At 71.8% G+C, this 26,117-nt stretch carries 29 protein-coding genes and 1 pseudogene; 18 read left to right on the forward strand and 12 right to left on the reverse strand.

The annotated features are described in order from the left end of the window. Nucleotides 1-27: 27 nt before the first annotated feature. The 5 genes from ACZ7OU_RS19440 (at nt 28) to ACZ7OU_RS19460 (ending at nt 4,081) form a co-directional block, all read left to right on the forward strand. Complete coding sequence (locus tag ACZ7OU_RS19440) at nt 28-462, forward strand: SRPBCC family protein (protein ID WP_410668972.1); 435 nt, start codon at nt 28-30, stop codon at nt 460-462. A 4-nt stretch (nt 463-466) separates the two neighbouring features. Beyond that, nucleotides 467-1,600 (forward strand): ArsA family ATPase, encoded by a 1,134-nt coding sequence (locus tag ACZ7OU_RS19445; protein WP_470238663.1) that lies wholly within the window; start codon nt 467-469, stop codon nt 1,598-1,600. After that, nucleotides 1,597-2,001 carry a hypothetical protein gene (locus tag ACZ7OU_RS19450; protein WP_470238662.1) on the forward strand — a complete coding sequence of 135 codons (405 nt, stop codon included), beginning with the start codon at nt 1,597-1,599 and terminating at the stop codon, nt 1,999-2,001. The genes ACZ7OU_RS19445 and ACZ7OU_RS19450 overlap by 4 nt, the downstream gene beginning before the upstream one ends. 16 nt (nt 2,002-2,017) lie before the next feature. Then, nucleotides 2,018-2,956 carry an ROK family protein gene (locus tag ACZ7OU_RS19455; protein ID WP_470239029.1) on the forward strand — a complete coding sequence of 313 codons (939 nt, stop codon included), beginning with the start codon at nt 2,018-2,020 and terminating at the stop codon, nt 2,954-2,956. 282 nt (nt 2,957-3,238) lie between these two features. Next, nucleotides 3,239-4,081 carry an NUDIX domain-containing protein gene (locus ACZ7OU_RS19460; protein WP_470256135.1) on the forward strand — a complete coding sequence of 281 codons (843 nt, stop codon included), beginning with the start codon at nt 3,239-3,241 and terminating at the stop codon, nt 4,079-4,081. Here ACZ7OU_RS19460 and ACZ7OU_RS19465 read toward each other — a convergent pair. Genes ACZ7OU_RS19465 through ACZ7OU_RS19475 form a run of 3 tightly spaced genes read right to left on the reverse strand, consistent with a single transcriptional unit; the run spans nt 4,078 to nt 6,534 of the window. Continuing rightward, complete coding sequence (locus tag ACZ7OU_RS19465) at nt 4,078-5,217, reverse strand: glutamate--cysteine ligase (protein WP_470238660.1); 1,140 nt, start codon at nt 5,215-5,217, stop codon at nt 4,078-4,080. The genes ACZ7OU_RS19460 and ACZ7OU_RS19465 overlap by 4 nt on opposite strands. Nucleotides 5,218-5,227: 10 nt before the next feature. Further along, nucleotides 5,228-5,770, reverse strand: coding sequence for a hypothetical protein (locus ACZ7OU_RS19470; RefSeq protein ID WP_470238659.1), 543 nt, complete (start codon nt 5,768-5,770; stop codon nt 5,228-5,230). Further along, complete coding sequence (locus tag ACZ7OU_RS19475; RefSeq protein ID WP_470256136.1) at nt 5,767-6,534, reverse strand: alpha/beta hydrolase; 768 nt, start codon at nt 6,532-6,534, stop codon at nt 5,767-5,769. The genes ACZ7OU_RS19470 and ACZ7OU_RS19475 overlap by 4 nt, the downstream gene beginning before the upstream one ends. A 209-nt stretch (nt 6,535-6,743) precedes the next feature. On the opposite strand from ACZ7OU_RS19475, the gene ACZ7OU_RS19480 reads away from it, so the two are divergent. Further along, a complete protein-coding gene (locus ACZ7OU_RS19480) occupies nt 6,744-7,505 on the forward strand; it encodes a lysophospholipid acyltransferase family protein (protein ID WP_470238657.1) in 762 nt (253 codons plus the stop codon). A gap of 17 nt (nt 7,506-7,522) precedes the next feature. Then, nucleotides 7,523-8,011 carry a polyadenylate-specific 3'-exoribonuclease AS gene (locus ACZ7OU_RS19485; RefSeq protein ID WP_155542138.1) on the forward strand — a complete coding sequence of 163 codons (489 nt, stop codon included), beginning with the start codon at nt 7,523-7,525 and terminating at the stop codon, nt 8,009-8,011. Between the two features lie 3 nt (nt 8,012-8,014). On the opposite strand, the gene ACZ7OU_RS19490 is transcribed toward ACZ7OU_RS19485, so the two are convergent. Then, a complete protein-coding gene (locus tag ACZ7OU_RS19490; RefSeq protein WP_470238656.1) occupies nt 8,015-8,470 on the reverse strand; it encodes an Lrp/AsnC family transcriptional regulator in 456 nt (151 codons plus the stop codon). Between the two features lie 152 nt (nt 8,471-8,622). Here ACZ7OU_RS19490 and ACZ7OU_RS19495 point away from each other — a divergent pair, with 152 nt between their 5' ends. Further along, complete coding sequence (locus ACZ7OU_RS19495) at nt 8,623-9,030, forward strand: DUF2000 domain-containing protein (RefSeq protein ID WP_470256137.1); 408 nt, start codon at nt 8,623-8,625, stop codon at nt 9,028-9,030. A 111-nt stretch (nt 9,031-9,141) separates the two neighbouring features. Here ACZ7OU_RS19495 and ACZ7OU_RS19500 read toward each other — a convergent pair. Further along, nucleotides 9,142-9,277: pseudogene (locus ACZ7OU_RS19500) on the reverse strand (IS481 family transposase); the annotation flags it as partial. A gap of 120 nt (nt 9,278-9,397) precedes the next feature. Next, a complete protein-coding gene (locus ACZ7OU_RS19505) occupies nt 9,398-10,480 on the reverse strand; it encodes a 3-deoxy-7-phosphoheptulonate synthase (protein WP_470238654.1) in 1,083 nt (360 codons plus the stop codon). 286 nt (nt 10,481-10,766) lie between these two features. On the opposite strand from ACZ7OU_RS19505, the gene ACZ7OU_RS19510 reads away from it, so the two are divergent. Then, nucleotides 10,767-11,792, forward strand: coding sequence for a 6-phosphofructokinase (locus ACZ7OU_RS19510; protein WP_470238653.1), 1,026 nt, complete (start codon nt 10,767-10,769; stop codon nt 11,790-11,792). 51 nt (nt 11,793-11,843) lie between these two features. On the opposite strand, the gene ACZ7OU_RS19515 is transcribed toward ACZ7OU_RS19510, so the two are convergent. The 4 genes from ACZ7OU_RS19515 to ACZ7OU_RS19530 all read right to left on the reverse strand — a co-directional run bounded on the left by ACZ7OU_RS19515 (nt 11,844) and on the right by ACZ7OU_RS19530 (nt 15,295). Then, entirely contained in the window at nt 11,844-12,698 is an 855-nt protein-coding gene (locus ACZ7OU_RS19515; RefSeq protein WP_470239028.1) for a CU044_5270 family protein, read from the reverse strand. Nucleotide 12,699: 1 nt separating this feature from the next. Then, nucleotides 12,700-13,272, reverse strand: a complete 573-nt coding sequence (locus ACZ7OU_RS19520) for an RNA polymerase sigma factor (protein ID WP_470238652.1) — start codon at nt 13,270-13,272, stop codon at nt 12,700-12,702. 65 nt (nt 13,273-13,337) lie between these two features. Continuing rightward, the gene (locus ACZ7OU_RS19525) at nt 13,338-14,774 is read right to left on the reverse strand and encodes an aromatic amino acid ammonia-lyase (protein ID WP_470238651.1); all 1,437 of its coding nucleotides are present in this window, start codon (nt 14,772-14,774) and stop codon (nt 13,338-13,340) included. A 35-nt stretch (nt 14,775-14,809) separates the two neighbouring features. Further along, the gene (locus ACZ7OU_RS19530; RefSeq protein ID WP_470238650.1) at nt 14,810-15,295 is read right to left on the reverse strand and encodes a group II truncated hemoglobin; all 486 of its coding nucleotides are present in this window, start codon (nt 15,293-15,295) and stop codon (nt 14,810-14,812) included. 67 nt (nt 15,296-15,362) lie between these two features. Between ACZ7OU_RS19530 and ACZ7OU_RS19535 the strand changes: the two genes are divergently transcribed. Next, on the forward strand, nt 15,363-15,698 hold the full coding sequence (locus ACZ7OU_RS19535) for a winged helix-turn-helix transcriptional regulator (protein ID WP_470238649.1): 336 nt from the start codon (nt 15,363-15,365) through the stop codon (nt 15,696-15,698). Here ACZ7OU_RS19535 and ACZ7OU_RS19540 read toward each other — a convergent pair. Then, nucleotides 15,695-16,003 (reverse strand): ArsR/SmtB family transcription factor, encoded by a 309-nt coding sequence (locus ACZ7OU_RS19540; protein WP_470239027.1) that lies wholly within the window; start codon nt 16,001-16,003, stop codon nt 15,695-15,697. The genes ACZ7OU_RS19535 and ACZ7OU_RS19540 overlap by 4 nt on opposite strands. 183 nt (nt 16,004-16,186) lie before the next feature. On the opposite strand from ACZ7OU_RS19540, the gene ACZ7OU_RS19545 reads away from it, so the two are divergent. Continuing rightward, a complete protein-coding gene (locus tag ACZ7OU_RS19545) occupies nt 16,187-17,410 on the forward strand; it encodes a glycoside hydrolase family 18 protein (RefSeq protein WP_470238648.1) in 1,224 nt (407 codons plus the stop codon). Nucleotides 17,411-17,459: 49 nt separating this feature from the next. Here ACZ7OU_RS19545 and ACZ7OU_RS19550 read toward each other — a convergent pair whose 3' ends face one another. Further along, nucleotides 17,460-17,852 (reverse strand): iron chaperone, encoded by a 393-nt coding sequence (locus ACZ7OU_RS19550; RefSeq protein ID WP_470256138.1) that lies wholly within the window; start codon nt 17,850-17,852, stop codon nt 17,460-17,462. A gap of 64 nt (nt 17,853-17,916) precedes the next feature. Here ACZ7OU_RS19550 and ACZ7OU_RS19555 point away from each other — a divergent pair, with 64 nt between their 5' ends. From ACZ7OU_RS19555 to ACZ7OU_RS19585, 7 genes are all read left to right on the forward strand, one after another. Continuing rightward, a complete protein-coding gene (locus ACZ7OU_RS19555) occupies nt 17,917-18,582 on the forward strand; it encodes a DUF2461 domain-containing protein (RefSeq protein WP_470256139.1) in 666 nt (221 codons plus the stop codon). Between the two features lie 93 nt (nt 18,583-18,675). Beyond that, nucleotides 18,676-20,100, forward strand: coding sequence for a pyruvate kinase (gene pyk, locus ACZ7OU_RS19560; RefSeq protein ID WP_470238645.1), 1,425 nt, complete (start codon nt 18,676-18,678; stop codon nt 20,098-20,100). 36 nt (nt 20,101-20,136) lie between these two features. Then, on the forward strand, nt 20,137-21,033 hold the full coding sequence (locus tag ACZ7OU_RS19565; RefSeq protein ID WP_284741190.1) for an acyl-CoA thioesterase: 897 nt from the start codon (nt 20,137-20,139) through the stop codon (nt 21,031-21,033). Nucleotides 21,034-21,414: 381 nt separating this feature from the next. Beyond that, complete coding sequence (locus ACZ7OU_RS19570) at nt 21,415-22,317, forward strand: helix-turn-helix domain-containing protein (protein WP_470238644.1); 903 nt, start codon at nt 21,415-21,417, stop codon at nt 22,315-22,317. Nucleotides 22,318-22,331: 14 nt separating this feature from the next. Then, nucleotides 22,332-22,547, forward strand: coding sequence for a DUF397 domain-containing protein (locus ACZ7OU_RS19575; protein WP_470256140.1), 216 nt, complete (start codon nt 22,332-22,334; stop codon nt 22,545-22,547). A gap of 159 nt (nt 22,548-22,706) precedes the next feature. Then, on the forward strand, nt 22,707-22,916 hold the full coding sequence (locus ACZ7OU_RS19580; RefSeq protein WP_364625084.1) for a hypothetical protein: 210 nt from the start codon (nt 22,707-22,709) through the stop codon (nt 22,914-22,916). Nucleotides 22,917-23,039: 123 nt separating this feature from the next. Next, nucleotides 23,040-26,063: a helix-turn-helix transcriptional regulator gene (locus ACZ7OU_RS19585; protein WP_470256141.1), complete on the forward strand. Its 3,024-nt coding sequence runs from the start codon at nt 23,040-23,042 to the stop codon at nt 26,061-26,063. The last annotated feature ends 54 nt before the right edge of the window (nt 26,064-26,117 follow it).

Below are 26,117 nucleotides of genomic sequence, written 5' to 3' on the forward strand. Positions count from 1 at the left end.
CCGACCGCGGCGGCTACGCTTCGTCCCATGGCCGAGCAGTCCACACAGTCCATCGAGGTCGACGCCGAGCCCAGCCGGGTGATGGCCGTGATCGCCGACTTCCCCGCGTACCCGGAATGGGCCAAGGCCGTCCGGCAGACCGAGGTCCTCGACACCGACGGTGACGGGCGGGCCAAGCAGGTCAAGCTCACCCTCGACGCGGGCCCGATCAAGGACGTCTACACCCTGGAGTACGACTGGGACGCGGACGGCCTCGGCGTCAGCTGGCACCTGGTCAAGGGGCAGATGCAGAAGGCGCAGAACGGCCGCTACGCGCTGGAGGACCTCGGTGGCCGCACCCGGGTCACCTACACGCTGTCGGTCGAGCTGGCGCTGCCGATGATCGGCCTGCTGCGCCGCAAGGCCGAGAAGATGGTCATGGACACCGCGCTGAAGGAGCTCAAGAAGCGGGCCGAGGGGTAGCCGCGTGCGGATCCTGCTGTTCACCGGCAAGGGGGGTGTCGGGAAGACCACGCTGGCCGCGGCCACCGGCGCCGCCCTGGCCGCCCGCGGCAGGAAGACGCTCGTCGTGTCCACGGACCCGGCGCACTCGCTCGGCGACGCGTTCGGGCGCGGCCTCGGCGCCGAACCGTCCGAAGTGGACGCTCTGCTCTCCGCCGTCCAGATCGACTCGCGGACGCTGGTGGACACCACCTGGCACCGGCTGCGGGCCGAGCTGCAGGCGGCCCTGTCCGGCGCGGGGCTCGACACCCTGGACGCCGAAGAGCTGACCGTGCTGCCCGGCGTCGACGAGCTGCTCGCGCTCACCGAAGTCCGGCGGCTCGCCGAAGACGGGCCGTGGGAGACCATCGTCGTCGACTGCGGGCCGACGGCCGAGACGCTGCGGCTGCTCGCCCTGCCCGAAGCCGTCTCCGGCTACCTGACCCGCGTCTTCGGCCGCCGCGGCCGGGTCACCGAGTCGGTGCGCCGCCTCGGCACCCACCTCGACGGCCTGCGCGCGCTGCTCACCGAGCCATCGGTGACCACCGTCCGGCTCGTCCTGACCCCCGAGCGGGTGGTCGTCGCCGAAGCGCGGCGCACGCTCAGCTCCCTGGCCCTGCGCGGGATCGCCGTCGACGGCCTGATCGCCAACCGGCTGATGCCCGCGCCCGGGTTCTGGCGCGGCGGCGCCGGGACGTGGCTGCGCACCCGCCGGACACAGCAGGACGCCGTGCTGGCCGAGCTCTCCGGTGCCGGGTTCAAGGCGGTGTCGCGTGTCGAGCACCGGGCCGTCGAACCGGTCGGGCTGCCCGCCCTGCTGGAGATCGCCGCCGAGCTCTACCGCGACGGCGACCCCCTGGCGGGTGACGGCACCCCGGTCACCCCGCTGCTGCGCGTCCGCCCGGCGCCGGACGGGTACACGCTGCGCATCGCGATCCCGCTCGCGCGGGACACCGAGGTCGACCTCGCCCGCGTCGACGACGACCTGGCGATCACCGTGGACGGCTTCCGCAGGCTCATCGCCCTGCCGGAGTCGCTGCGGCCGTGCCGGATCACCGGCGCGGAATCCGACGCCGACGGCCTGGTCGTGAACCTGGCCGGGAACCGGGGACGCGGGTGAGCGAAGAGGACGAGGCGGCCGGACCGCGGCTCGCGGAGGAGATCCGCCTGCTCGCCGAGATGGTCGTGGAGAAGGCGGCGCCGTGGCTCGAAGGGGTCGTCGCCGCCGGCCACGGGGACCCTGACCAGGCGAAACCGGACGGCTCGGCGTGCGGCTGGTGCCCGCTGTGTGCGATCGTCGCCGTGGTGCAGGGTGAACGCCCGGAGTTCGTCGCCCGCTTGCTGGAACAGCTGGCGCAGCTCGTGGCGTTGCTCCGAGCGGTGCTCGCGGACCGCTGGGAACCGGATGAGGGCGTCCACATGCCCGGGTTCCGGCCCGCGCCGCGGCCACCGGTGGACGCCACCGCGTCGGTGCGGGTGCAGCACATCGCCGTCCGCCGGCGCGACGAGTGGGAGAGCTGACTTGCGGACGATAGGGGTGGACGTCGGCGGGACGAGTGTCCGGGCCGGCGTGGTGGACGAGCGCGGTTCGCTGCTCGACACGGCACGCGTCGCGACGCCGAGCGAGGAGGGCGCCCTCGAGGACGCCATCGCGGGCGTCGTCGAGGGGCTGCGCAACCGGCACGAGGTGGTGGGCGTCGGGCTGGCCGTGGCCGGGTTCGTGGCGCGCGACCGCCGGTCGGTGATGTTCGCGCCGCACCTGGCGTGGCGCGGCGCGCCGGTCGCCGACCGGATCGAGAAGCGCGTCGGCCTCCCGGTGCTGCTGGAGCACGACGTCAACGCGGCGATGGTCGGCGAGCACCGCTTCGGCGCGGCCCGCGGCGCCCACGTGGCGGCGCTGGTGGCGCTGGGCACGGGCATCGGCGCGGGCCTGCTGCTGGACGGCAAGCTGTTCCGCGGCGCGTACGGCGTGGCCCCGGAGCTGGGGCACCTGACGGTGGTCCGCGGCGGGCGGCCGTGCCCGTGCGGCAAGTACGGCTGCTGGGAGCGCTACTGCAGCGGAACGGCGTTGGCGGCGACGGCGGTGGAGCTGCTGGCCCGCCACCCGGGCCGTTCGACGGTGCTGGCCCCGCAGGTCGCGGGCGACCCGGGCTCGGTGACCGGCCGCCGGGTGGCCGGCGCGGCGCGTGATGGCGACCCGATCGCACAGCTGGCGATGGCCGAGCTGGCCAAGTGGCTGGGTGAGGGCCTGGCCCTGGTGGCGGATGTGTTCGACCCGGAGATCATCGTGATCGGTGGGGGAGTGTCGGAGTCGGCTCCGCTTTTCCTGGACGAGGCCCGCGAGCACTACGCGGGCGCGATCACGGGGGCTCGGCACCGGCCGTTGGCTCGGATCCGGACCGCGCACCTGGGTGACGACACGGCGATCGTGGGTGCCGCTGCGCTGGCTTTGGAAGCGGCCAAGACACCGGTTTGACGTCGTTCGTCGCCGACCTCCTTCGGTGGTCTTCCGCGCCACCCCGAAGCCTGATTGTGACTACGGCCGGCCGCACCGCGTCAAGGCGGGAAAGATGCCTTGACCCGGCACTGCCGGCCGGGTTCTGGCTTCGGATCGGGGTTGCGGGGGGTGTGGGCCCCGTTCATGTTGCGGTCTGTCTGCTGCCGTGGCCTTTCCCGCTGCTCTTCGCTCGCGGCGCCGGGAGCGAGCGTCGGCTTCCGCTGAGACGTGATCCGCGGCGACCTGTGACAGGCTGGACTGGTGAGTGCCCTCTCCGCCAGCGTCTTCGTCAAGTGCTCCTGCGGGCACCTGCACTGGGGCCGGTACGGCGCTGCCGGCCTCCTGCTCGTCGATCCCGCTCGCGGCGTCCTCCTCCAGCGCCGGGCCTGGTGGGTGCACCACGGTCGGACCTGGGCCTTGCCCGGTGGTGCCATCGAAGCCGGTGAGACCGCGGTGACCGCCGCCGCCCGCGAAGCGTTCGAAGAAGCCTCCGTTCCGGCTGAGGCCTTCCGCGCGGTGTCGGCGTCCTTGGTGGACCATGGGGAGTGGAGCTACACCACCGTTCTCGCCCTGGCCGATGGGGCAGAGGCGCGGGTTGCCAACACAGAAAGTGCGGAGGTGCGCTGGGTGGACCCCGATGACGTGCCCTCCTACCGGCTGCACCGCGACTTCGCCGCCGCCTGGCCGGACCTGCGCGATCGCGTCGGGCAGGAGCTGGTGCTCGTCGTCGATGGCGCCAACGTCGTCGGCTCGCGGCCGGACGGCTGGTGGCGCGATCGGCACGGTGCCGCCGAACGTCTCCGTGACCAGCTCGCGAAACTCGCCGAGGCCGGCGTGCCGGACCCGGACGACGCCGCCGTCACCTGGTGGCCGCGGATCGTCCTGGTCGTCGAAGGCAAGGCCAAGCACGTCACCGGTGTCCCGGGCGTGGAGGTCGTCGCCGCGGACACCGACGGCGACTCGAAGATCGTCGAGGTCGTCGCGCAGCAGAAAGCCAAAGTCCTGGTCGTGACGGCCGACCGCGAACTGCGCGGGCGGGTGACCGCCCTCGGCGCGTCGATCCTCGGCCCCGGCACGCTTCGCACCCAGCTTGACCGGCTCTAGCCCTTCAGGATGCCGTCGCGCATCTCGGCGACCAGCGACGCCGTCACGGCCTTCAGGCTGCCCTTGTGCGCCTCCGCGACCGCTCGCTGCCGCCGGTAGCTCGGGCCGTACCGCAGGATCGTTTCGACGTCGCGCAGCTCGGTCACGCAGTCCAGCCGGCGGGCCACCGGCTCCAGCCGGTCGAGCAGGTCGGCGATGTCCTCGGTGACCAGCCGCTCGCGGCCGGCCGCGTCGAGGATGACGATCGCGTCGGTGCCGTAGCGCGCCGCGCGCCACTTGTTCTCCTGGACGTGCCACGGCGGCAGTGACGGCAGGATCTCGCCGTCGTCGAGGCGCTCGCTGAAGTCGTCGACCAGGCACTGCGTCAACGCCGAGATCGCGCCGACCTCCTCGAGCGTCGGCAGCCCGTCGCAGACGCGCATCTCGATCGTGCCCAGGTGCGGCGCCGGCCGGATGTCCCAGCGGATCTCCGAGAACGAGTCGATCACGCCGGTGGTGAACATGTCCTCGGTGTAGGCCTCCAGCTCGGCCCACTTCCGGAACTGGAACGGCAGCCCGGCCGTCGGCAGCTGCTGGAACATCAGCGCCCGGTTCGACGCGTACCCGGTGTCCTCGGCGCCCCAGTACGGCGACGACGCCGACAGCGCCTGCAGGTGCGGCGCGTAGTTCAGCAACGCGTCCAGGATCGGCAGCACCTTGTCGCGGTGGTCGACCCCGACGTGGACGTGCACGCCGTAGATCAGCATCTGGCGGCCCCACCACTGGGTCCGGTCGATCAGCTTGGCGTACCGCTCCTTATCGGTGACCTTCTGCTGGTACCAGTTCGAGAAGGGGTGCGTCCCGGCCGAGAACATCTCGACGCCGAGCGGGTCGGCGACGCCGTGCACGACGTCGAGGGACTCCGCCAGGTCGGCCTTGACCTCGGCGATCGTCGTGCAGACGCCGGTGATGATCTCGATGGTGTTGAGCAGCAGCTCCTGCTTGATCTTCGGGTGCTCGGCCGCGCCGTCCGGGCGGACCGCCTCGAGGATCCGCCCGGCGACCGACGACAGCTCGCCGCTGCGCCGGTCGACCAGGCCGAGCTCCCATTCCGCGCCGACGGTCGATCGCCGCGAAGGGCTGAACTCGATGTTCATCGCCGTCGGATCAGACCTGGGCGCCGTTGCTGGGGTCGGCGCCGGGCGGCGGGCCCTGCCGGACGCGCAGCAGCAGCAACGCGATCGACGTCGCGAGCGCGAGGATGCCCAGCGGCGTCGCCACCGTCGGGCCCACGCCGATCGCGTTCGGCAGGATCAGCAGGAACAGCCCGGCCAGGAACAGCAGCAGGATGAGGAACGCGCCCATCTTCGGCCGCGGCAGCGGCGGCGGCTCCGGCGGGACGTAGTGCTCGTCATCGCCGGCCGGGTCGTCGGAGAACATCGTCGCGTCCCACGACGTGCCCCCGGACCGCCAGCCGGGCTCCGGCGGGGTGTCCACGGCCGGCGGCTCGGCGGGCCGGTCCGGCTTCCGCCGCGACTCGGTCTCCGCGCCGGCTCCGGACGACCCCACGCCACCGCCGGCGCTTCCCGTCGTGTCGGCGGTGTCCGCGGTGTCGCTTTCGGGGAGCCCGAACCCGTCGGCCCGAAGGTCGGCGACGATCTCGGCGAACGTCGCGTCGACGTCCTCCGGCCCGTCCTTCCCCCGGCTCATGCGGTCTCCTCAGGCTGGGTGGCGTGCGCCTTCGCGAACTCGACGCTACGCGTGAAGATGACCTCGGCGTCGTTGTCCTGCGTCGCGACGTGGTAGCTGTTCTCCAGCACCACCTCGGTGACGTCCGTGCTCGAAACCCCCGCCAGCACCAGCCGCGAGTTCTCCGGCTCCACGACGTGGTCGACCGACGAGTGCAGCAGCAGCACCGGCTGCGTGACCTTGCCCAGGTCCGCGCGCACGAGAGCCCACAGCTTCGCCAGGCTCGCCGCGGCCCGCACCGGGGTCCGCGGGTAGGCCAGCTCCTTCTCGCCCGGCTTCTTGATGTCGTTCGCGATCGCCGGCACCGACGGCACGATCCGGCCCAGCACCGGCAGCAGCTTCGTGTCCCACTTCAGCCGCGTCACCGACGGGTTGACCAGGACGATCCCGGCGATCCGGTCACCGAACTCCTCGGCGAGGCGCAGGGTGAGCGTCCCGCCCATCGAGAGGCCGCCGACGAACACGGTCTTGCACGTGGACAGCAGCTCGAGCAGCGCCTCGCGGACGGCGCCGTACCAGTCTTCCCACGTCGTGCGGTTGAGGTCCGGCCAGCGGGTGCCGTGGCCCGGCAGCAGCGGGCAGCGCACCGTGAACCCGGCCCCGGCCAGGTGGTCACCCCAGGCCCGCATGCTCCCCGGAGTACCGGTGAACCCGTGGCAGAGCAGGAACCCGGTGTCGGCCGAACCGGTGTGGCCGAACGGTTCCGCGCCGGCGAGCACGCCCATGCGATCGCCTTCCGTGTGAGCGGTGGATTCGTCCATGCTCTCACGGCTCGCGGACGTTGTGGGGCTCCGCCCGGACCCGGACTTCGCTGTGAGATCGATCGCTGCCGGGTGGTAACCGGGTGGTCTCCGTTGTGCGGCGGCCACCTGGGTTCGTAGGCTGTTCGGCGCGGGTTACAGGGGTTGAGCTGCGATGGAGGGCTGAGGCGCCGGTGCTGTACTGGGTCATGAAGTGGATTTTCATCGGTCCGCTGCTCAAGACGCTGTGGCCGACGAAAGTCGTGGGGGCGGAGAACATCCCCGAGGACGGCGGCGCGATCCTGGCCGGCAACCACCTGGCGGTCGCGGACTCGTTCTTCATGCCGCTGCGGGTCAAGCGCAAGGTGACCTTCCCGGCCAAGTCCGAATACTTCACCGAGCCCGGCTTCAAGGGCCTGCTCAAGAAGTGGTTCTTCACCGGCGTCGGCCAGTTCCCGATCGACCGTTCCGGCGGCAACGCCGCCCAGGCCGCGCTCGACACGGCGACCCGCCTGGTCAAGGCCGGCCACCTGCTCGGCATCTACCCCGAGGGCACGCGCTCCCCGGACGGCAGGCTGTACAAGGGCAAGACCGGCGTCGCCCGGATCGCGCTGGAGTCCGGCGGCGTCGTCGTCCCGGTGGCGATGATCGGCACGGACAAGGTCAACCCGATCGGCTCCAAGATGTGGTGGCCGCGCCGGCTCGAGGTCCGCTTCGGCAAGCCGCTGGACTTTTCGCGGTACGAGGGCCTCGCGGGCGACCGGTTCATCGAGCGGTCGATCACCGACGAGATCATGTACGCGCTCATGGAGCTGTCCGGCCAGGAGTACGTCGACATCTACGCGGCGAAGGCCAAGGAACTGCTGGCCGCGGAGGCCGCCGGGGTCAAGCCGAAGGTGCCGGTGCAGCCGTCCGCATCGGACGCGGCCCGGGTGCCCGAAACGAAGGTCGGCTGACCCACTACTGTTCACCAGTGCGTTTTTTCTACGACACCGAATTCATCGAAGACGGCGTGACCATCGATCTGGTGTCCATCGGTGTCGTTGACGAACGGGGCCGCGAGTTCTACGCGGTCTCGACCGAGTTCGACCCGGCGAAGGCCGGCCAATGGGTCCGGGACAACGTCCTGAACAAGCTGCCGTCGCCGGCCGACCGCGCGTGGCGCAGCCGCGAGAAGATCCGCGCCGACCTGCTGGAGTTCTTCGGCAAGCCGCCGGGCGGGATCGAGCTGTGGGCGTGGTTCGCCGCGTACGACCACGTCGCGCTCGCCCAGCTGTGGGGTCCGATGCCGGCCCTGCCGCGGCAGCTGCCGCGGTTCACGCGCGACCTGCGTCAGCGGTGGGAGGACGCGGGCAAGCCGAAGCTGCCGTCGGCCCCCACCGACCAGCACGACGCCCTCGCGGACGCGAAGCACAACCTCGCGCGCTGGGAGATCATCGAGGAGTACTTCCGGCGCCGCTGAGTTTTATTCGACCGGGGTGACGACCGTGCGGCGGAAGTGGTTGAAGATCACCGACGTCCGCACGTCGACGATCTCCTTGCGCTGGGTCAGCCGGTCGAGGACGAAGCCGCTCAGGTGATCGTTGTCGGCGACGGCGATGTGCAACAGGAAGTCGTCGCTGCCGGACATCACGAACACCGACAGCACCTCGGGCAGCCCCGCCACGAAGGCGCGGAACGACTCGATGACCGCGCGGTCGGGCGGGCGCAGCCGCACCGCGACCATCGCCTGCACCGGCCGGCCGATCTTCTTCAGGTCGACGTCGACGTGGTGCCCGCGCACGATCCCGCGCCGGGTCAGCTCCCGCACGCGTTCGAGGCACGTCGACTGCGCGATGTGCAGCTTGGCGGCGAGCTCCTTGTTGGTCTGCTTGGCGTCTTCCTGCAGCAGGGTCAGCAACGCCGAATCCAGTTCGTCCATCGGGCTGTTCGGTCCTTCCGCGGTGGTGGAGAATTCGGTGTTGGGTTTATTTTACCGAATCCGCCACGGCAGTCGTCGGGATCTCCTCGTTCGCTGTTTAGGCTCGCGCCATGATCACGGAAACCCGTCGGTCGACGGAAACGAAGGAAGCGATGGCAGACAAGTGTGCGGTCGTGGTCGGCGCGGAGCTACCCGCGGGCCTGGCGGCCAACGCCGCGGGGGTGCTTTCGGTGACCCTCGGGCACCGGATCGGCGGCCTGGTCGGCGCCGACGTGGCGGACGCCGACGGCGTCGCGCACCCGGGGATCATCAACGTGCCCCTGCCGATCCTGAAGGCCCCGCGCGCGGACGTGGCGGCCATCGTCCGGGCGGCCACCGAAGACGGCGAGCTCTTCTTCGTCGCTTTCAGTGCGTTGGCCCAGAGCTGCCGGACGTACGACGAGTACACAGCCCGGATGGCGGCCACGGCCACGGCGGACCTCGACAGCGTCGGCGTCGCCCTGCACGGCCCACGCAAGCGCGTCGACCGGCTGGTCGGGTCGCTTCCGCTGCTGCGCTGACCCACCGGTGGGCTTGCCGCCGGGCCTGTTCTTGGCTCGTGCGGCCCTCGTGCCCGGCGTGGGATCGGTAGGCGGAGCCGTTGTCGGACAGGACGCGTTCGCCGTTCACGTCCGGTCGAGACGCGTGAGCCGGTTGATCCGGCAGCGCACCAAGACCGCCGTGCACCGTGGATGTGGGCAGGCCGAGCCGGCCGCCGATCTGGACCGGCCCGGGCCGTTTGTGCCATCGCAGCCGCACGATTGCCCGCATCTTTCCCGGCGCCGGCGGCGCGAACGGACCGTTCGCGCCGCCGGCCTCCGCGAGGCCCGGAACTGTCGGACCTCCCCGGTAACGTGAAATCCGGGGGACCCCCTGGCCGGGGACCTCTCAGCGGCGCGCGCGGACCGCGGCGGCCAGCTCGTCCAGCAGCGGGGCCGTGTCGTCCCAGGCCAGGCACGCGTCCGTGATCGACTGGCCGTACGTCAGCTTCTCCGGGTGCCCCAGGTCGAGTTCCTGCCTCCCCGCCGCCAGGAAGCTCTCCATCATCAGCCCGGCGATCCCGCGCTCGCCGCCGCCGATCCGCGCGGCCAGCTCGCGCACCACTTCACCCTGCCGCACGTGGTCCTTGCCGCTGTTCCCGTGCGATGCGTCGATGATCACGCGCTCCGGCAGTCCCGACTTCGCCAGGCGGGCGAGGGTGTCGGTGACCGTCCCGGCGTCGTAGTTCGGGCCGCCGTTGTGGCCGCGGAGGATCACGTGGCAGTCCGGGTTGCCCGACGTCGTCAGCAGCGCCGCCAGGCCGTCGGTGTTGATGCCCGGGAACACGTGGCTCGCCGCGGCCGCGCGGGTCGCGTCGACCGCCACCTGGACGTCGCCCTCGGTGGAGTTCTTGATGCCCACCGGCATCGACAGCGCGCTGCACAGCTGGCGGTGCACCTGGCTCGCCGCGGTCCGCGCGCCGATCGATCCCCACGTCACGATGTCGGCGATGAACTGCGGCGTGATCGGGTCGAGGAACTCGCACCCGACCGGCAGGCCGAGCGCGGAGACGTCGAGCAGCAGCTTCCGCGCCATCCGCAGGCCCTTGTTGACGGCGAACGTGCCGTCGAGGTCCGGGTCGTTGATCAGGCCCTTCCAGCCCAGCGTGGTGCGCGGCTTCTCGAAGTACACGCGCATCACGATGTGCAGCTCGCCGCGCAGTTCCTCGGCCTTCGCGGCCAGCCGGCGGGCGTAGTCGAGCGCGGCTTCGGGGTCGTGCACCGAGCACGGGCCGACGACCACGAGCAGCCGGTCGTCCCGGCCGTCGAGGATGTCGACCGTCTCGGCGCGGCCCTGCCGCACGACCTTGGCGACGGCGGCGTCGGCGGGATGGTCTTCGCGCAGCATCGCGGGCGAAATGAGCGGACTGATCGACGTGGTGCGCGCGGCGTCGAGGTCGCCGATGGTGGCGGGTCCGGCGGAGAGCGTCATCGCGGGGGTGTTCCTTCCTGGTGGACACCGACCCGCGCGGGGGACCCTCGCCGAGCCGGTTGGAAATCCGGCTCGGGGGTGGAGGTCAGCGCAGGTTCACGCCGCCGTGCCCACCCGGGGCCGGCTTCGTAAACCAGTAATAGCGCTGCACGTGGCCAAGTTAGCACACACCGGAGCCGGACCGATTCGGCAGGTGGTACGGGCTGCACCGATCAAGACGAGAGCCGCTACTCTGGCGGACGACGAAATGTGACTGTCATCTCCAGAGAACAGACGGAGGCTTCTCATGCGTGTCGGTGTGCTGACCGGCGGCGGCGACTGCCCGGGGCTCAACGCGGTCATCCGCGCGGTGGTGCGTAAGGGCATCGAGGTCCACGGCTGGGACCTCGTCGGCTTCCGCAACGGCTGGAACGGCCCGCTGACCGGGGACAGCCGTCCGCTCGGCCTCAACGACGTCGAAGACATCCTCACCCGCGGCGGCACCATCCTGCGGTCCTCGCGCACCAACCCCTACAAGGTCGAGGGTGGAGTCGAGAAGATCAAGCAGGTCCTGGCTGACCAGGGCGTCGACGCGCTGGTCGCGATCGGCGGCGAAGACACCCTCGGCGTCGCGAAGCGGCTCACCGACGACGGCATCGGCGTCGTGGGCGTGCCCAAGACGATCGACAACGACCTGGGCGCCACCGACTACACCTTCGGCTTCGACACCGCGGTCTCCATCGCGACCGAAGCGATCGACCGGCTGCACACCACCGCCGAGTCGCACCACCGCGCGCTGGTCGTCGAGGTCATGGGCCGCCACGCCGGCTGGATCGCGCTGCACTCCGGCCTCGCCGGCGGCGCGAGCGTGATCCTGGTGCCGGAGCGGCACTTCAACGTCGACCAGGTCGTCTCCTACGTCGAGAGCCGCTTCGAGAAGGAGTTCGCGCCGATCATCGTCGTCGCCGAGGGCGCGCTGCCCGAGGGCGGCGAGGAGCGGCTGCTCACCGGCGAGAAGGACGCCTTCGGGCACGTCCGCCTCGGCGGCATCGGCACCTGGCTGGCCGACGAGATCGCCCACCGCACCGGCAAGGAGTCCCGCGCGGTGGTCCTGGGCCACGTCCAGCGCGGCGGCACTCCGACGGCGTACGACCGCGTCCTCGCGACCCGCTTCGGCCTGCACGCGGTCGACGCGGTGGCCGACGGCGACTTCGGCGTGATGGTGGCGCTGAAGGGCACGGACATCGTCCGCGTGAAGCTGTCCGAGGCGACGGCCGAGCTGAAGACGGTCCCGGCCGAGCGCTACCAGGAAGCCGAAGTCTTCTTCGGCTGAGTCTCTGCCACGAAGGGCCGCTCCGGAACTCCGGAGCGGCCCTTCGTGCGTTCAGGGCCGCTGCCGCACGGCGTCGACGACGCCCTGGCTCACCACCGCGCCGGTCGTCCCGGACCCGAGGTAGGCGAAGGTCACCGGGTCGAACAGGAACTCGTCCTGGTTGCCGATCGCGTGGGCGGTCGTGCTGTCCCAGGTGATCCCGAGGACGGCCCGGCCCGCGGCGTCCTTCGCGTCCGCGCGGGCGACCAGCCCGGGCACCTTCGCGACGGCTTCGTAGAGCGCGGCCCGCGCCGCGGGACGCAGGTGGTCTCCGGCCAGCCCGACGACCTCGGTGCCGAGGTCGTGCAGGGTGTCGCCTTCGCCGTACGTGCTCTTGTGCAGGTACGCGAGCATGGCGTCGGCGTCCGTGGGCAGGTCCGGGTGGACGGCCGGACGCGGCTCGCACCGGCTGGTCACCGTCCGCCCGTGACCCTCCTTCTGCACCCGCTTCCCGTCGCGGCAGCCCGCCACCTCGGTCTCGTGACCGAAGAGGATCCGGAGCCCGTCGTGGGTCCCGTCCACCGACGCCCAGCTCTCGTTCTCCCGGCCGTCCGCGAGCCGCGTCCTGCTGTAGAGGAACTGGTCCGGCCGCGGCTCGACGTCCGGCAGGGCGCGCGCCGCCGCGGCGGCCCGGTACAGGATTTCCGCGGGGCCGGCGACCGCCGGCGGAGCCTCCGGGACGGTCGGGGTGAGCGTGAAGACGGCGGTGGCGGCCGCGGCGAGCCCGGCGGCGGCGACCGAGCCCCACACCCGGCGCCGACGCGGTCGTCGCGCGGTCGTGGCGGCGAGCAGATCGGCTCGCCGCCGGGCCAGGTCGTCACGCGCCGGGAGCTCCGCCGGCCCGGCGAAGTCGCGCAGCAGCTGCATCTCATCCACGGTTCGAAACCTCCTCGGCGGGCGCGAGCTCCGCGCGGACCTTCTTGCGAGCCCGGTTCAGGCGCGACCGGACGGTGCCGACGGGGATGCCCAGCGCGGCCGCGACTTCGTCGTAGGCCAGGCTTTCCCAGGCGATCAGCAGCAGGACGTCGCGATCGCCGGGGGAGAGCCCGGCCAGCGCGGCGGCGAGCCGGTCGTTCATCGCCTGCGCGCTCACCCGCGCGGCCACCCGGTCCGCGTGACCCTCCTGGGCGGCGGGCGGCCCGAGCGCGGCGCGCAGCCGGTACTCGCGCGCCTCCTCGCGACGGCGCTTGCCGACCAGGTTGGTGGCGATTCCGTAGAGCCACGGCCGCGCGTCCGGGAAGGCCGGGTCGTAGCGGCCGCGGCCGGTGAAGGCGATCAGGAACGTCTCGCCCAGGACGTCGTCGGCGAGCTGGCCGCCGAGCCGGCGGGCCAGATACCGGTGGATGTGCGCGGCGTGGCGGTCGAAGACCGCCGAGAACCGCTCGGGGTGCCGCAGTGACGCCGCGATGATCTCCGCGTCGGCCGCGCCTGGTGAGCTCATGAACCGCCTGCCTGTCGTCCGCCACCTGCTCCCGTTATTGGCGGATCGGGCGGTTCGGGTTCACGCTAGATCCGGGCGAGGGTGTCCAGGACGCCGACCGCGGCGGCGATGTCGTCGGTGAGCGGCCGGTCGTCGACGCTGTGGTCCAGCACCGCCGACGCCGCTTCGAAGGCGTCGCGGACCGGGAGGTCCACCAGGTCCGCGTCCCGCATCCGCAGCGCGCGGACCGCCGCGACCAGCTCACAGCCCAGCACCTGCTGGTAGGCCGAGCACGCCGCCGTCGCCGCGCGGGCCGCCTGCGTCGAGAAGCTCGCGTGGTCCTCGATGCCGCGGGAGACGACCGCCGTGCCGAGCGTCGCCGGGAGGGCCGCCTGGCGCAGTTCGGTGAGCGCGTCGTGGGCGACGTACTCCAGGATCATCACGCCGGAGCTGCCCGCCGGGCCCGCCGCGAGGAACGGCCGCAGCCCGGTGAACTCCGGCTCGACCAGGTCGCCGAGCCGCGCCACCGACAGCTCCGCCACCTGGTGCACGGTCGCCCGCGCCTGGTCCAGCGCCGTCGAGACGTACGCCGTGTGGAAGTGCGCGTGGTGGTAGGCGTCGCCGTGGACCGTCGAGATCATCGGGTTCTCGGTGCTGGCGTTGATCTCCACGGCGAGGACGTCGCGCAGGTAGTGGATCGCGTCCAGCGCGGGGCCCTGCACCTGCGGGAACGCCCGCAGCCCGAACGGGTCCTGGATCCGCCGGCCCGGTTTCGGCGTCTGGTGCATGCCGAGCAGGCGCCGCATCTCCGCCGCGCACGCGACCTGGCCCGCGTGCGGACGCGCTTCGTGCACCGGCGTCGCGTACGCCTCGGGGTTGCCGTCGAGCGCGACGTACGTCAGCGCCGCGACCGCGTGGCTCGCCCGGGTCAGCGCGTCGAGCCGCATCGTCGCGAGGGTCGCTTCGGCGAGCGTCGCGGCGTTGCTGCTCATGAACGCCAGCGCGTCGCCGGCGTGCACCGCCACCGGCGGCACGTGCCCCTCGACCCACGCGCGTTCCCCGGTGAGCGCGAGCGCCGTCTCGGCCAGCGGCGCGAGGTCGCCGGTGCCGATCGCGCCGAGCCGGTGCACCAGCGGCAGCGCGCCGACCCGGACCGCTTCGGCCAGCGCGCCGATCAGCTCGGGGCTGATCCCGGACCGCCCGGCCAGCAGCTGGTTCAGGCGGATCAGCATCATCGCGCGCACCTGGCCGGGCGGCATCGGGTCGCCGCTGCCGCCCGCGTGGCTGCGCAGCAGGCGCCGGCCGTGCTCCCGCGAGCTCTCGACGGTGTCGTCCTTGTTGGCCCCGACGCCGGTCGTGCGGCCGTAGACCAGCCGCCGGGTGCTCAGCTCCTCGGCGAGCTTCCACGCGTTCTCGGCACCGCGCAGCGCGGCGATCGAGACGTCGATGCGCAGCGGGCCCCCGGTGTGCGCCGCGGTCACCACGTCCGCGCACCGCAGGGTCCGGCCGTCGACCCGGATCACGGGCAGCCTCCTTTCCGGCTGCCCTCACTATGCGGCTAGGGCGCGGGGGGCTGCCAGGGCGGCATCGGCCAGTCCCAATGCGGTACCGGTTCGTGGAGGTTCGGCTCGGCTCCGGGCGCCGAGAACACGACGGCCAGGCGGCTGCCCCACTCGAGGTAACCGGCGAAAGCGGCGCGGAACTCGGGGTCGCCGGGCAGGCCGGCCTCGTCGGCGGCGTCGAGCAGCAGGGTCACCCACCGGCGGCGCTGCTGCTCGGTGATGGCGCGGCCGAGGTGGCGGCCGACCATGTGGGCGTGGCCGCCGTGGCTCGCGGAGTAGTCGGCCGGCCCGCCGAAGACCTCACCGAGCCAGACCGCGACGTGCTTCGGGTGGTCCGGGTCCATGCCGCGGAACACCGGTTCGAGCAGCGGGTCTTCGAGGACGTGGCCGTAGAAGATCGTCAGCAGCTTCACGAGGGCTTCGCGGCCGCCGGCCCAGTCGTAGAGGGTCGGGGTCGCGGGTGGGTTTTCTGGCACGATCACCCGGTCAGGCAACCAGTGGTGCTCCGGCCGGGCAACCACGTACTTTCCGGTGCGTAGGGGGAATGGGATGAAGCGGTACCACTGCGCGGTGGAGCTGGCGGTCGACCTGATCGGCGGCAAGTGGAAGCCGGTGATCCTGGCGCACCTGAAGGAGGGCGCGCACCGCTACGGCGAGCTGCGGCGCCGGATGCCGGGGGTGAGCGAGAAGATGCTGACGCAGCAGCTGCGCGAGCTGGCCGCGGACGGGATCGTCCGGCGCCTCGAGCTCGACGGCCGGGTGCCGCACGTCGAGTACCACCTGACGGAGGTGGGGGAGGAGCTGCGCCCGGCGTTGACGGCGCTGTACGAGTGGGGCGAGCGCCGCGCGGCGGACGCGGGGATCACGTTCGAGCCGGAGGTCTAGCGCGGGTCCGTCTCGTCCAAACGGCGCTCCAGCGCGTCCAGCCGGCCCTCCCAGAACGCGCGGTAGGGCGCCAGCCAGGCATCGACCTCGGCCAGCGGCTCCGGCCGCAGCGCGTAGCACCTCCGCTGGGCCGCCACCCGCACCGTCACGAGCCCGGCCTCCCGCAGCACCCGCAGGTGCTTGGACACCGCGGGCTGGCTGAGGGACAGCTCGTCGACCAGCTCGCCCACCGAGCGCTCGCCGGCGCGCAGCAGGTCCAGGATCGTGCGGCGGCGGGGCTCGGCCAGCACCTCGAAGGTCTGCATCACCCTTGAAATGTGCTCCGGACGGCATATTCCTGTCAAGGCACGCACGACCGGCCCGCTGGGCCGCTCGGCCTAGAGCTTCTTGGTCTGAACCATTGACCTAATGGTCTAGTCCACTTACGGTGGTGTGGTCCCCACCACTCCGGCACCGTGGCCGTGAGTAATTCTCCGGAGGGAGCAGGCGTGTCCCGTTTTCGCAGGAAGAGCTTCTCGGCGCTGCTGACCGTGGCGGCCGCCGCGGGCCTGGTCGCGGGAGCCGCGACCGTCCCGGCGGCCACCGCCGCCACCGAGACCGCGCAGGCCTCCGTCGGCAAGGTCGTCGGCTACTTCACCGAATGGGGGGTCTACGACCGCAACTACCACGTCAAGAACATCGAGACGTCGGGCTCGGCGAGCAAGCTGACCCACATCAACTACGCGTTCGGCAACGTGACGAACGGCGGCTGCTCGATCGGCGACGCCTACGCCGACTACCAGAAGACCTACGACGCCGCGGGCAGTGTCGACGGCGTCGCCGACACCTGGGACCAGCCCGTCGCCGGCAGCTTCAACCAGCTCAAGAAGCTCAAGGCCAAGCATCCCGGCCTCAAGGTGATCTGGTCGTTCGGCGGCTGGACCTGGTCGGGCGGCTTCGGGCAGGCCGCGCAGAACCCCGCGGCGTTCGCGGACTCCTGCTACAACCTGGTCAACGACCCGCGCTGGGCCGGCGTCTTCGACGGCATCGACATCGACTGGGAGTACCCCAACGCCTGCGGCCTGAGCTGCGACACCAGCGGCGCGGCGGCGTACAAGAACCTGATGGGCGCCCTGCGCGCCAAGTTCGGCTCGCAGCTCGTCACCTCCGCGATCACCGCGGACGGCACCGACGGCGGCAAGATCGACGCGGCCGACTACGCGGGTGCCGCGCAGTACGTCGACTGGTACAACGTGATGACCTACGACTACTTCGGCGCGTTCGCCGCGCAGGGCCCGACCGCCCCGCACTCGCCGCTGACGAGCTACGACGGCATCCCGACGGCCGGCTTCTACTCCGACGCTGCCATCCAGAAACTCAAGAGCAAGGGCGTCCCGGCGAGCAAGCTGCTGCTGGGCATCGGTTTCTACGGCCGCGGCTGGACCGGCGTCACCCAGGACGCCCCGGGCGGCACCGCGACCGGTGCGGCGCCGGCCAAGTACGAGCCGGGCATCGAGGACTACAAGGTGCTCAAGACGTCGTGCCCGTCGACCGGGACCGTCGCCGGCACCGCGTACGCCAAGTGCGGCAACGACTGGTGGAGCTACGACACCCCGTCGACCATTGGCGGCAAGGTGGACTACGCCAAGCAGCAGGGGCTCGGGGGCGCGATGTTCTGGGAGCTCTCCGGTGACACCACCGACGGCGAGCTGATCGGCGCCGTCGCGAAGTAAGGGCTCCCGGTGCGACCGGCCGCGCGCGGCGTGCCGGTCGCACCGGGTTTCACACCGCCCCGGCGGGTGGCGTCTCCGCCGCGGCCCGCAGCAGCTCCCCGAGCACGCCGATGTCCACATCGGACAGGTGCTTGAACCGGACGCAGCTCTTCCCGACCGACGCCCCGGTGAGCCGGTCGGCGAACAGCTCCGGCAGGTACCGGTCGCCGGCCACGCACGAGACGTACAGCGAGATGTGGTTCTTGCGGCTGGCCAGCGACACGGTCGCCGCATCGCCTTCCCGGCCCGAGGCGTACCGGTAGTGGTAGCGGCCGTAGCCGGGCAGGCCGAACTCCATCGTCGGCGCCAGATCCGGCGCCGACTCGCGGATCAACGCGTGCAACGCCCGCAGCTCGCCCCGCCGAGGTTCGGCGAGCGCCGCGAAGTACTCCTCGTGCGTCATGCGGCGGGACGCTACGCCGGGGGACCGACAATTCCTGTCGGTGCGCGGGATTAGGGTCCACCCCGTGACGTTCAGCGGATTCGGCGAGTACGCCGTCGACTTCTACGACGGCCTCGTGGAAGACAACTCGAAGCCCTACTGGGACGACCACGTCGAGACCTACAAGACCGACGTCCGGGCCCCGATGGAGGCGCTGCTCGCCGAGCTCGCCCCGGAGTTCTCCGACGGCTTCGGCGAGCCCAAGGTGTTCCGCCCCTACCGCGACGTCCGCTTCGCCAAGGACAAGACGCCGTACAAGACCCACTGCGGCGCCGTGATCGAGCAGGGCCGCGGCGGCGGCGCGTACTACGTCGAGGTCGGCCCGGAGGGGCTGCGCGCCGGCGGCGGCTGCTTCCACCTCGCGTCCGACCAGATCGCCCGCTTCCGCTCGGCCGTCGACACCGAGTTGCACGGCGAAGCGCTCGCGAAGATCATCAAGAAGCTCGAGAAGGCCGGCTGGGAGGTCCGGGGTGACCGGCTGAAGTCGAAGCCGCGGGGCTTCGACGCCGACCACCCCCGCCTCGACCTGCTGCGCTACCGCTCGGTGTACGCGGTCCGCGTCTGGGAGCCGGACGACGTCCTGCACGAGCGGGGCACCCTCGAACGGGTCCGGAAGGCCTGGCGGCAGCTGCGCGAGTTCAACGAATGGGCCCGTGACCGGGTCGGACCCAGTGAACAGCCGCGCCGCTAGCGGGATCTGACCCCGCAGGTTTCTGAACAGTTTTCTTGAACTTTTCGGGATCGGTACAGACGAACGCGCGGGGAGGGACTACGCTGTGCGAACGTGAGCCGACGCGCGAAGATCGTTTGTACCCTGGGCCCTGCCACCGCAACGCCGGAGAAGATGCGGGCCCTCGTCGACGCTGGCATGGACGTGGCCAGGATGAACTTCAGCCACGGCAGCCACGGCGACCACAAGGAGGTCTACGACCTCATCCGGGCCGCGGCCGCCGAGAGCGGCCGGGCGGTCGGCATCCTCGCCGACCTGCAGGGCCCGAAGATCCGTCTCGGCACGTTCGCCGGTGGCCCGGTCGAGTGGCACAACGGCGACATCGTCCGGATCACCATCGAGGACGTCGCCGGCACCCACGACCGCGTCTCGACCACCTACAAGGGCCTGGCGAAGGACGCCAAGCCCGGTGACCGCCTGCTCGTCGACGACGGCAAGGTCGGCCTGGTGGTCAAGGGCGTCGAGGGCCCGGACGTGGTCTGCGAGGTGACCGAGGGCGGTCCCGTCAGCAACAACAAGGGCGTCTCGCTGCCCGGCATGGACGTGTCCGTGCCCGCGATGTCCGAGAAGGACATCGAGGACCTCGAGTTCGCGCTCGAGCTGGGCGTCGACTTCATCGCCCTGTCCTTCGTCCGCTCGCCCGCCGACATCGACCTGGTCCACCAGGTGATGGACCGCGTCGGCAAGGGACGCCTGCCGGTCGTCGCCAAGATCGAGAAGCCCGAGGCCGTCTACAACCTCGAGGCCATCGTGCTGGCCTTCGACGCGGTGATGGTCGCCCGCGGCGACCTGGGCGTCGAGCTGCCGCTGGAGCAGGTCCCGCTGGTCCAGAAGCGCGCCATCCAGATCTGCCGCGAGAACGCGAAGCCGGTCATCGTCGCGACGCAGATGCTCGAGTCGATGATCAACAACTCCCGGCCGACCCGCGCCGAGGCCTCCGACGTCGCGAACGCGGTCCTCGACGGTGCCGACGCGCTGATGCTGTCCGGCGAGACCAGCGTCGGCCGGTACGCGATCGAGGTCGTCCAGACGATGGGCCGGATCATCGAGGCGGTCGAGACCGACTCGCCGATCGTGCCGCCGCTGACGCACGTCCCGCGCACCAAGCGCGGCGTGATCTCCTACGCCGCCCGCGACATCGGCGAGCGGCTCAACGCGAAGGCGCTGGTCGCGTTCACCCAGTCCGGTGACACCGTGCGCCGCCTGGCCCGGCTGCACACGCGGCTGCCGCTGCTGGCGTTCACGCCGGAGGACTGCGTCCGCAGCCAGCTGTCGATGACGTGGGGCACCAACACCCACATCGTGCCGCGGGTGGACTCGACCGACCAGATGATCCAGCAGGTCGACCACGCGATGCTCGAGATGGGCAAGTACCAGAAGGGCGACCTGGTCGTCATCGTGGCCGGCTCCCCGCCGGGCACCGTGGGCTCGACGAACCTGATCCACGTGCACCGCCTCGGTGAAGACGACCACGCATAAGGGACGTCCTGCCCCCGCAGCACATAGGGTCTGGCCATGACTGAAATGGCCAGGACGGCCGCCACCGAACTGGAGATCCCGGGTGGCGGCCAGCCGGTGCTGGACCGCCTGATCGCGCTGCTGGACCTGGAGAAGATCGAAGAGAACATCTTCCGCGGCGTATCGCCCGCCCACTCGCCGGTGCGGGTGTTCGGCGGGCAGGTCGCCGGCCAGGCGCTGGTCGCGGCCGGGCGCACGGTCCCCGAGGAACGCCGGGTCCACTCGCTGCACGCGTACTTCATCCGCGGCGGCGACCCGAGCGTCCCGATCATCTACGAGGTCGACCGCATCCGGGACGGCCGGTCGTTCACCACGCGCCGCGTCATCGCGATCCAGCACGGCAAGGCGATCTTCTCGCTGTCGGCGTCGTTCCAGAAGGACGAACCGGGCATCGAGCACGCCGAGGAGATGCCCGAGGGCGTCCCGGCGCCCGAAACGCTGCCGACGCTGATGGAACGCGCCGAGGGCTACGCGATCGGCGCGCACAGCCGGCCGCGCCCGATCGACGTGCGGTACGTCAACGAGCCGCCGTGGGTCACCCGCGAGACGGGGGAGCGGCCCGCGCGCAACCAGGTGTGGATGCGCGCCGACGGGAAGCTGCCCGACCAGCAGCTGCTGCACGTCTGCGTGCTGACCTACGCCTCGGACATGACCCTGCTCGACTCGGTGCTCGCGCGCCACGGCGTCTACTGGGACACCGACAAGGTGCTCGGCGCGAGCCTCGACCACGCGCTCTGGTTCCACCGGCCCTTCCGCGCCGACGAGTGGTTCCTCTACGACAGCGCGTCGCCGACCGCCTCCGGTGCGCGCGGCCTCGCCACGGGCCGGTTCTTCGGCGCGGACGGCACCCTCATCGCGACGGTCGTCCAAGAAGGACTTCTGCGGGTCCTCTGAAAAGTCCGTCCGGAAATCACCCTTGCGGGCGACGAATGGCGGAATAATCAATCTGCCAATAGGGCGGCTGACTTGCGGAAGAGGGCCGGGGCCGATCGGGGGACGGCCCCGGACCTCTTCTCCCGACGACCACGCGGCGGACCGCGAAGTCATCGATTACCCTGCTCACAGGCTTCCGGCAGCGGGGGAGGCCGAGGCCCGGCCCGCACTTGCCGCGTCCTGTCGCAGTGCAGGATGCGAGCATACAGAAGCATTCTGCAAATTGCAGATACGACGCGGGTCGCGTGGCGGTAATCGGTACCGTGCGATTACTCGAACGTCCCTGTTAGATACTGGGAGCAAGCGAACGGCTACGGCGCCGTCGACATCCGGAGGTGCGCGATGGCAAGGGGACAGAGCCCCACGGTTCGCCGCCGGCGGCTCGCGGGAGAGCTGCGCAGGCTGCGCGAAGCCGCGGACCTCACCATCGACGAGGTGGGCGAGAAACTCGAGTGCTCGGCGTCGAAGGTCAGCCGCATCGAGACCGGCCACGTCGGGGTCACCCCGCGGGACGCGCGGGACATGCTGGCCCTCTACGGCATCACCGGCGACGAGCAGGAGGCGCTCGTCCAGCTGGCCAGGGAGGCCCGCAAACGCGGCTGGTGGCACGCCTACAACGAAGTCTTCACCGGGACGTTCGTCGGGCTCGAGGCCGACGCCAGCTCGCTGCGCGCGTTCCAGGCGCTGCTGGTCCCCGGCCTGCTGCAGACCGAGCGCTACGCCCGCGCGGTGATCCGGGCGCTGCGGCCGGACGCCGACGACGCCGAGATCCGCCGTCGCATCGCCGCCCGCATGGCGCGCCAGGAGCTGCTGTCCGACACCCCGCCGCCGGAGTACTGGGCGGTGATGGACGAAGCCGTGCTGCGCCGGGTCGTCGACGGTCCCGAGGTGATGGCCGAGCAGCTCTACCGCATGCTCGCGGTCGCCGAGAAGCCGAACGTGACCATCCAGGTCGTGCCGTTCGGAGCCGGCGCGCACCCCGGCATGGAGGGTCCCTTCCTGATCATGGGCTTCCCCGAGCAGGCCGACCCGGACGTCGTCTACGTCGACGACAGCACGTCCAGCGGCCTCTACCTGGAGGAACCCACAGACGTGCGGCGCTACGGGCTGATGTTCGACCATCTGCGCGCGGCCGCACTGAAACCGGACGACTCGGTGGAGCTGATCGCCGAGGCGGCCGGGCGGTTCGCCGAACAGGCGGCCGTACCGGCTCCGGTGCACCACCTGGAACCGAGAACACAGTAAGGGAGTTGGGGACCATGGAAAACGATTTCTCGGAGTCGCTGTCCGGCTTGCGGTGGCGCAAGAGCAGCCACAGCGGCGGCGGGAACGACTGCGTCGAGGTCGCGTTCGTCGCCGGGGGCGCCGCGCTGCGCGACTCGAAGGACCCCGAGGGTGGTGCGTTCCGCCTGCCCGCATCCGGTTGGCGGGGGCTGCTGGCCGCGGTGCGGCCCGGCGGCCCGGCGCACGACTGAGGCGGTTTCGAAGACCCCTTACCCCCGCCGAGCTGGGCTCGGCCGGGAGTAAGGGGTCTTTTCACGGTCAGGGCTGCGTGATCACCCGATGCCTGAGGTGTCCCCTCAGGACGAACCTGAGTGCTACCAACCGGAGAACTCGGGAACCAGGGGAACACGATGCACAGCGATTTGATGCTCGACGCGGTCCGGGCCGAAGCGGCTTACCGGGCCGAGGAACTGCGGAAGGCCGGGCGCAGCGTCTGGGCCGCCCGCGCCCGTCGCGCCGTCCGCCACCTGCGGGCCGCGCGCACCGACGTCGACGTGCCGGCGCAGGAGCGCCGCGAAGCCGCGCGGGAAACCGCCGGTGTCGGCGAGACCGCCCGGTAGGGGCGGGTGATGGTGTCCAAGGCGATAAGCGTGCGGAACTTGTCGGTGACATCTGGGGCATCGCCCCAGGTCGGGGGCTTCGCCACCCGAACCCCCGAAAATATGTCGGTGGGGTAGGTCAGAATGCTCCTTGTGCCCCGACTCGGCTCCGGAATCCCGCTCGTCGCCCGTACCCACGAGATGCGGCGGCTCCGCGCCGCCTTCGCCAGGGCTGAACGTGGCGAGGCCGGCGCGGTGCTGCTCTCGGGGGACGCCGGGGTCGGCAAGACCCGGCTGCTGACCGCGCTCGGCGAGCACGTCGAGGCGGGCGGTGGGCTGCTGCTGACCGGCCGCTGCATCGACGTCCGCGAAGGCGGTCTTCCTTATCTTCCGTTCGCCGAAGCGCTCGCCCCGCTGGGCAGCTCGGCGGACCAGGCGGTGGCCGCCGCGGTGCGGCTCCGGCCCGCGCTCGGGCGGCTGCTGCCGCAGGGCGCGGGTGTCGAGGAGCCCCGCGAGGTGGAACACCCGCCGATGACCTCGAACGACCGGGAGACCATGGTGCGTCCCCGGCCCGAGCAGGATCTCGGTCAGCTGCAGTTGTTCGACGCGGTACTGGGGGTGCTGACCGAGATCGCCCAGGCGCGCCCGGTGGTGATCCTGCTGGAGGATCTCCACTGGGCCGACGCCTCGACCCGCAACCTGCTGTCCTTCCTGCTCAGCAGGCTGCGGGCGCAACGGCTGCTGGTCGTGGGCAGCTACCGCGAGGAGGACGTCCACCGGCGCCACCCGCTGCGCGGCGTGCTGTCGGAGCTGGTCCGGCTCGCCACCGTCGAGCGCGTCGACCTGCACCCCTTCGGCGCCGCCGACGCCCGGAAGTTCGTCGAGGCGCTGGCCGACGAGCCGATGCCGGCGGACGTCGTGGCCGACATCGTCGCCCGGTCCGAGGGCAACCCGTTCTTCGCCGAGGAGCTCCTCGCCACCCAGACCGAGTGCAACGACCTGCCCGCCGGGCTCGCCGAGGTGCTGCTGTCCCGGCTCGAGCGGCTCTCGCCGGACACCCGCCGCGTGGCCAGGGTGATCTCGGTCGCGAACGAGCCGGTCATGCACGCCGCGCTCGCCGAGGTCTCCGGCGTCGGGGAGCTGGAGCTCGACGAGGCGTTGCGCGAAGCCGTCCAGCACCACGTCCTAGTGGTGCTGCCGGACGGCTCCTACACGTTCCGGCACGCGTTGCTGCAGGAAGCGGTGTACGGCGACCTGCTGCCGGGGGAGCGGTCGCGCACGCACGCGGCGTACGCGGCCCGGATCCAGTCGCGGCCGCAGGGCCGCGGCCACGACGCGAAGCTGGCCTACCACTCGATGCAGAGCAGCGACCTGGTCACCGCGCTGCCGGCGTTGCTGCGCGCGATGGACGAGGCCGAGAAGCTCGGCGCGCCCGGGTCGGCGCTGCAGCACGTCGAACAGGCACTGTCCATCTGGGACGCCGTCGCGGCGGCGGATCGGCCCGAGGGGTTCGACGAGCTGCGGCTGCTGCACGAAGCGTCCTACTTCGCGGGCACGTCCGGTGAGCCCGAGCGCGCAGCGGCCTTCGCGCGGTCGGCCACGCAGGCGTTGAAGCCGGACACGGCGGCCGATCGCGCGGCGAAGACGTGGCGGCGGCTGGCCGAGGCCCTGCTGGCGCTGGAAGGCACCCTCGACGAGGCGACCGCGGCGATCGACCGGGCCTGGGACCTGGTGAAGGACAGCGAGCCGAGCGGGACGCGCGCCTGGGTGCTCGCGGGCCGCGCCGGATTCCTCCGGATCCTCGAACAGCCGGAGGCGGCGCTGGAGAGCGCGCGCACGGCGGTCTCCGACGCACAGGCGGTGGGGGCGGCGGCCGCCGAGGCCGCGGCCCTGATCACCCTGGGCACGCTCGCCGACTCCGCGGGCGATCCCGCCGAGGCGCGTGAATGGTTGCGCAAGGCGCAGCGGAAGGCGCGGGACGCGAACGCGCCGAACACCGAGATCCGCGCGACCTACTTCCTCGCGCTGAGCTACGACGACCACGCCGACTTCGCCGAAGCTCTGGAGCACGTCGCGAGCGGCGTCGCCCGGGCCGAAGCGGCCGGGCTCAGCTGGAGCGTCTACGGGCTGGAGCTGCGCGCGCGGCAGTTGACCCTGCGGTACCTGATGGGCGACTGGCCGGACGAGAGCGCGAGCCGGGCCGGGCGCGGGGTGTCCAGCGCGGTCGCCGCGCGGATCCTGGCGATCTGGTCGCTGTTCGTCGTCGCGCGCGGCCGGTTCGACGAAGCCGCGAAGCTCGTCACCGGGCTGCGTCAGCACTGGACGGCCGACATGCAGATCCCGCTGTCGGTCGGGGACGCCGGCATCCAGCTGGCGTACTGGCGGGGCGACCACGCCGAGGCGGTGCGCCGCACCGAGGACCTCATCGGCTGGCTGGAGCGGATCGAACCCGGCCTGCTGGCCGGAATCCGGGTGGCCGCGGTCGGCGTGACCGCCGCGGCCGCGCAGGCCGCCGACGCCCGCGTCCGCGGCGACCAGGCCGCGGCCGAAGCCGCCATCGCCGCGGGCGAGCGGATGCTGGCGCACGGCCGGATGAGCTCGGTCGTCGGGCAGCCGCGGTCGGGGACGCTCGGGCCGGAGGGCCAGGCGTGGCTGGCCCGGCTGGAGGCGGCGGCGACCTGCCTGACCGGCCGGGGCGACGCGAAGCTGTGGGCCGCCGCGGCGGAGGCGTTCGGCTACGGCGCCGTGTACGAGCAGGCGATCTGCCACTGGCACGAGGCCGAAGCCCTGCTGGCCGCGGACGAAGACGCGCGCGCGGCGCTCGAAGCGGCCCACGCGGTGGCGATGCGCCTGGGCGCGGTCCCGCTGCGCGACGCCGTCCGCGACCTGGCGCACCGTGCCCGGGTCGAGCTGCCGGGCGTCGAACCGCAGGCGCCGGTCCGCGCGGTCACCGACCCGCTGACCGACCGCGAGCGCGACGTCCTCGAGCGCGTGGCACTGGGCCGTACGAACCGCCAGGTCGGCGAAGAGCTGTACATCAGCGAGAAGACGGTCAGCGTCCACCTGTCCCGCGTGATGGCGAAACTCGGCGCGAGCCGCCGCGCGGAAGCGGTCGCGATCGCCTACGACCGCGGCCTCCTGACCGCCCCCACCGCCGAACACGCGTGACGAAAGAGGCATCTCACGTGATCAGCGGGGCATCACGCGTGATGGGCCGGGCAT

Source organism: Amycolatopsis sp. NPDC114505 (assembly GCF_055633615.1).

Excerpts from the sequence above, each read along its gene's own strand:
- ACZ7OU_RS19440 (WP_410668972.1), top strand. The coding sequence starts at position 28 with ATGGCCGAGCAGTCCACACAGTCCATCGAGGTCGACGCCGAGCCCAGC.
- ACZ7OU_RS19465 (WP_470238660.1), bottom strand. The coding sequence starts at position 5,217 with ATGAACATCGAGTTCAGCCCTTCGCGGCGATCGACCGTCGGCGCGGAA.
- ACZ7OU_RS19470 (WP_470238659.1), bottom strand. The coding sequence starts at position 5,770 with ATGAGCCGGGGGAAGGACGGGCCGGAGGACGTCGACGCGACGTTCGCC.
- ACZ7OU_RS19475 (WP_470256136.1), bottom strand. The coding sequence starts at position 6,534 with ATGGGCGTGCTCGCCGGCGCGGAACCGTTCGGCCACACCGGTTCGGCC.
- ACZ7OU_RS19490 (WP_470238656.1), bottom strand. The coding sequence starts at position 8,470 with ATGGACGAACTGGATTCGGCGTTGCTGACCCTGCTGCAGGAAGACGCC.
- ACZ7OU_RS19495 (WP_470256137.1), top strand. The coding sequence starts at position 8,623 with ATGGCAGACAAGTGTGCGGTCGTGGTCGGCGCGGAGCTACCCGCGGGC.
- ACZ7OU_RS19505 (WP_470238654.1), bottom strand. The coding sequence starts at position 10,480 with ATGACGCTCTCCGCCGGACCCGCCACCATCGGCGACCTCGACGCCGCG.
- ACZ7OU_RS19510 (WP_470238653.1), top strand. The coding sequence starts at position 10,767 with ATGCGTGTCGGTGTGCTGACCGGCGGCGGCGACTGCCCGGGGCTCAAC.
- ACZ7OU_RS19515 (WP_470239028.1), bottom strand. The coding sequence starts at position 12,698 with ATGCAGCTGCTGCGCGACTTCGCCGGGCCGGCGGAGCTCCCGGCGCGT.
- ACZ7OU_RS19520 (WP_470238652.1), bottom strand. The coding sequence starts at position 13,272 with ATGAGCTCACCAGGCGCGGCCGACGCGGAGATCATCGCGGCGTCACTG.
- ACZ7OU_RS19535 (WP_470238649.1), top strand. The coding sequence starts at position 15,363 with ATGAAGCGGTACCACTGCGCGGTGGAGCTGGCGGTCGACCTGATCGGC.
- ACZ7OU_RS19540 (WP_470239027.1), bottom strand. The coding sequence starts at position 16,003 with ATGCAGACCTTCGAGGTGCTGGCCGAGCCCCGCCGCCGCACGATCCTG.
- ACZ7OU_RS19550 (WP_470256138.1), bottom strand. The coding sequence starts at position 17,852 with ATGACGCACGAGGAGTACTTCGCGGCGCTCGCCGAACCTCGGCGGGGC.
- ACZ7OU_RS19565 (WP_284741190.1), top strand. The coding sequence starts at position 20,137 with ATGACTGAAATGGCCAGGACGGCCGCCACCGAACTGGAGATCCCGGGT.
- ACZ7OU_RS19570 (WP_470238644.1), top strand. The coding sequence starts at position 21,415 with ATGGCAAGGGGACAGAGCCCCACGGTTCGCCGCCGGCGGCTCGCGGGA.
- ACZ7OU_RS19575 (WP_470256140.1), top strand. The coding sequence starts at position 22,332 with ATGGAAAACGATTTCTCGGAGTCGCTGTCCGGCTTGCGGTGGCGCAAG.
- ACZ7OU_RS19580 (WP_364625084.1), top strand. The coding sequence starts at position 22,707 with ATGCACAGCGATTTGATGCTCGACGCGGTCCGGGCCGAAGCGGCTTAC.
- ACZ7OU_RS19585 (WP_470256141.1), top strand. The coding sequence starts at position 23,040 with ATGCTCCTTGTGCCCCGACTCGGCTCCGGAATCCCGCTCGTCGCCCGT.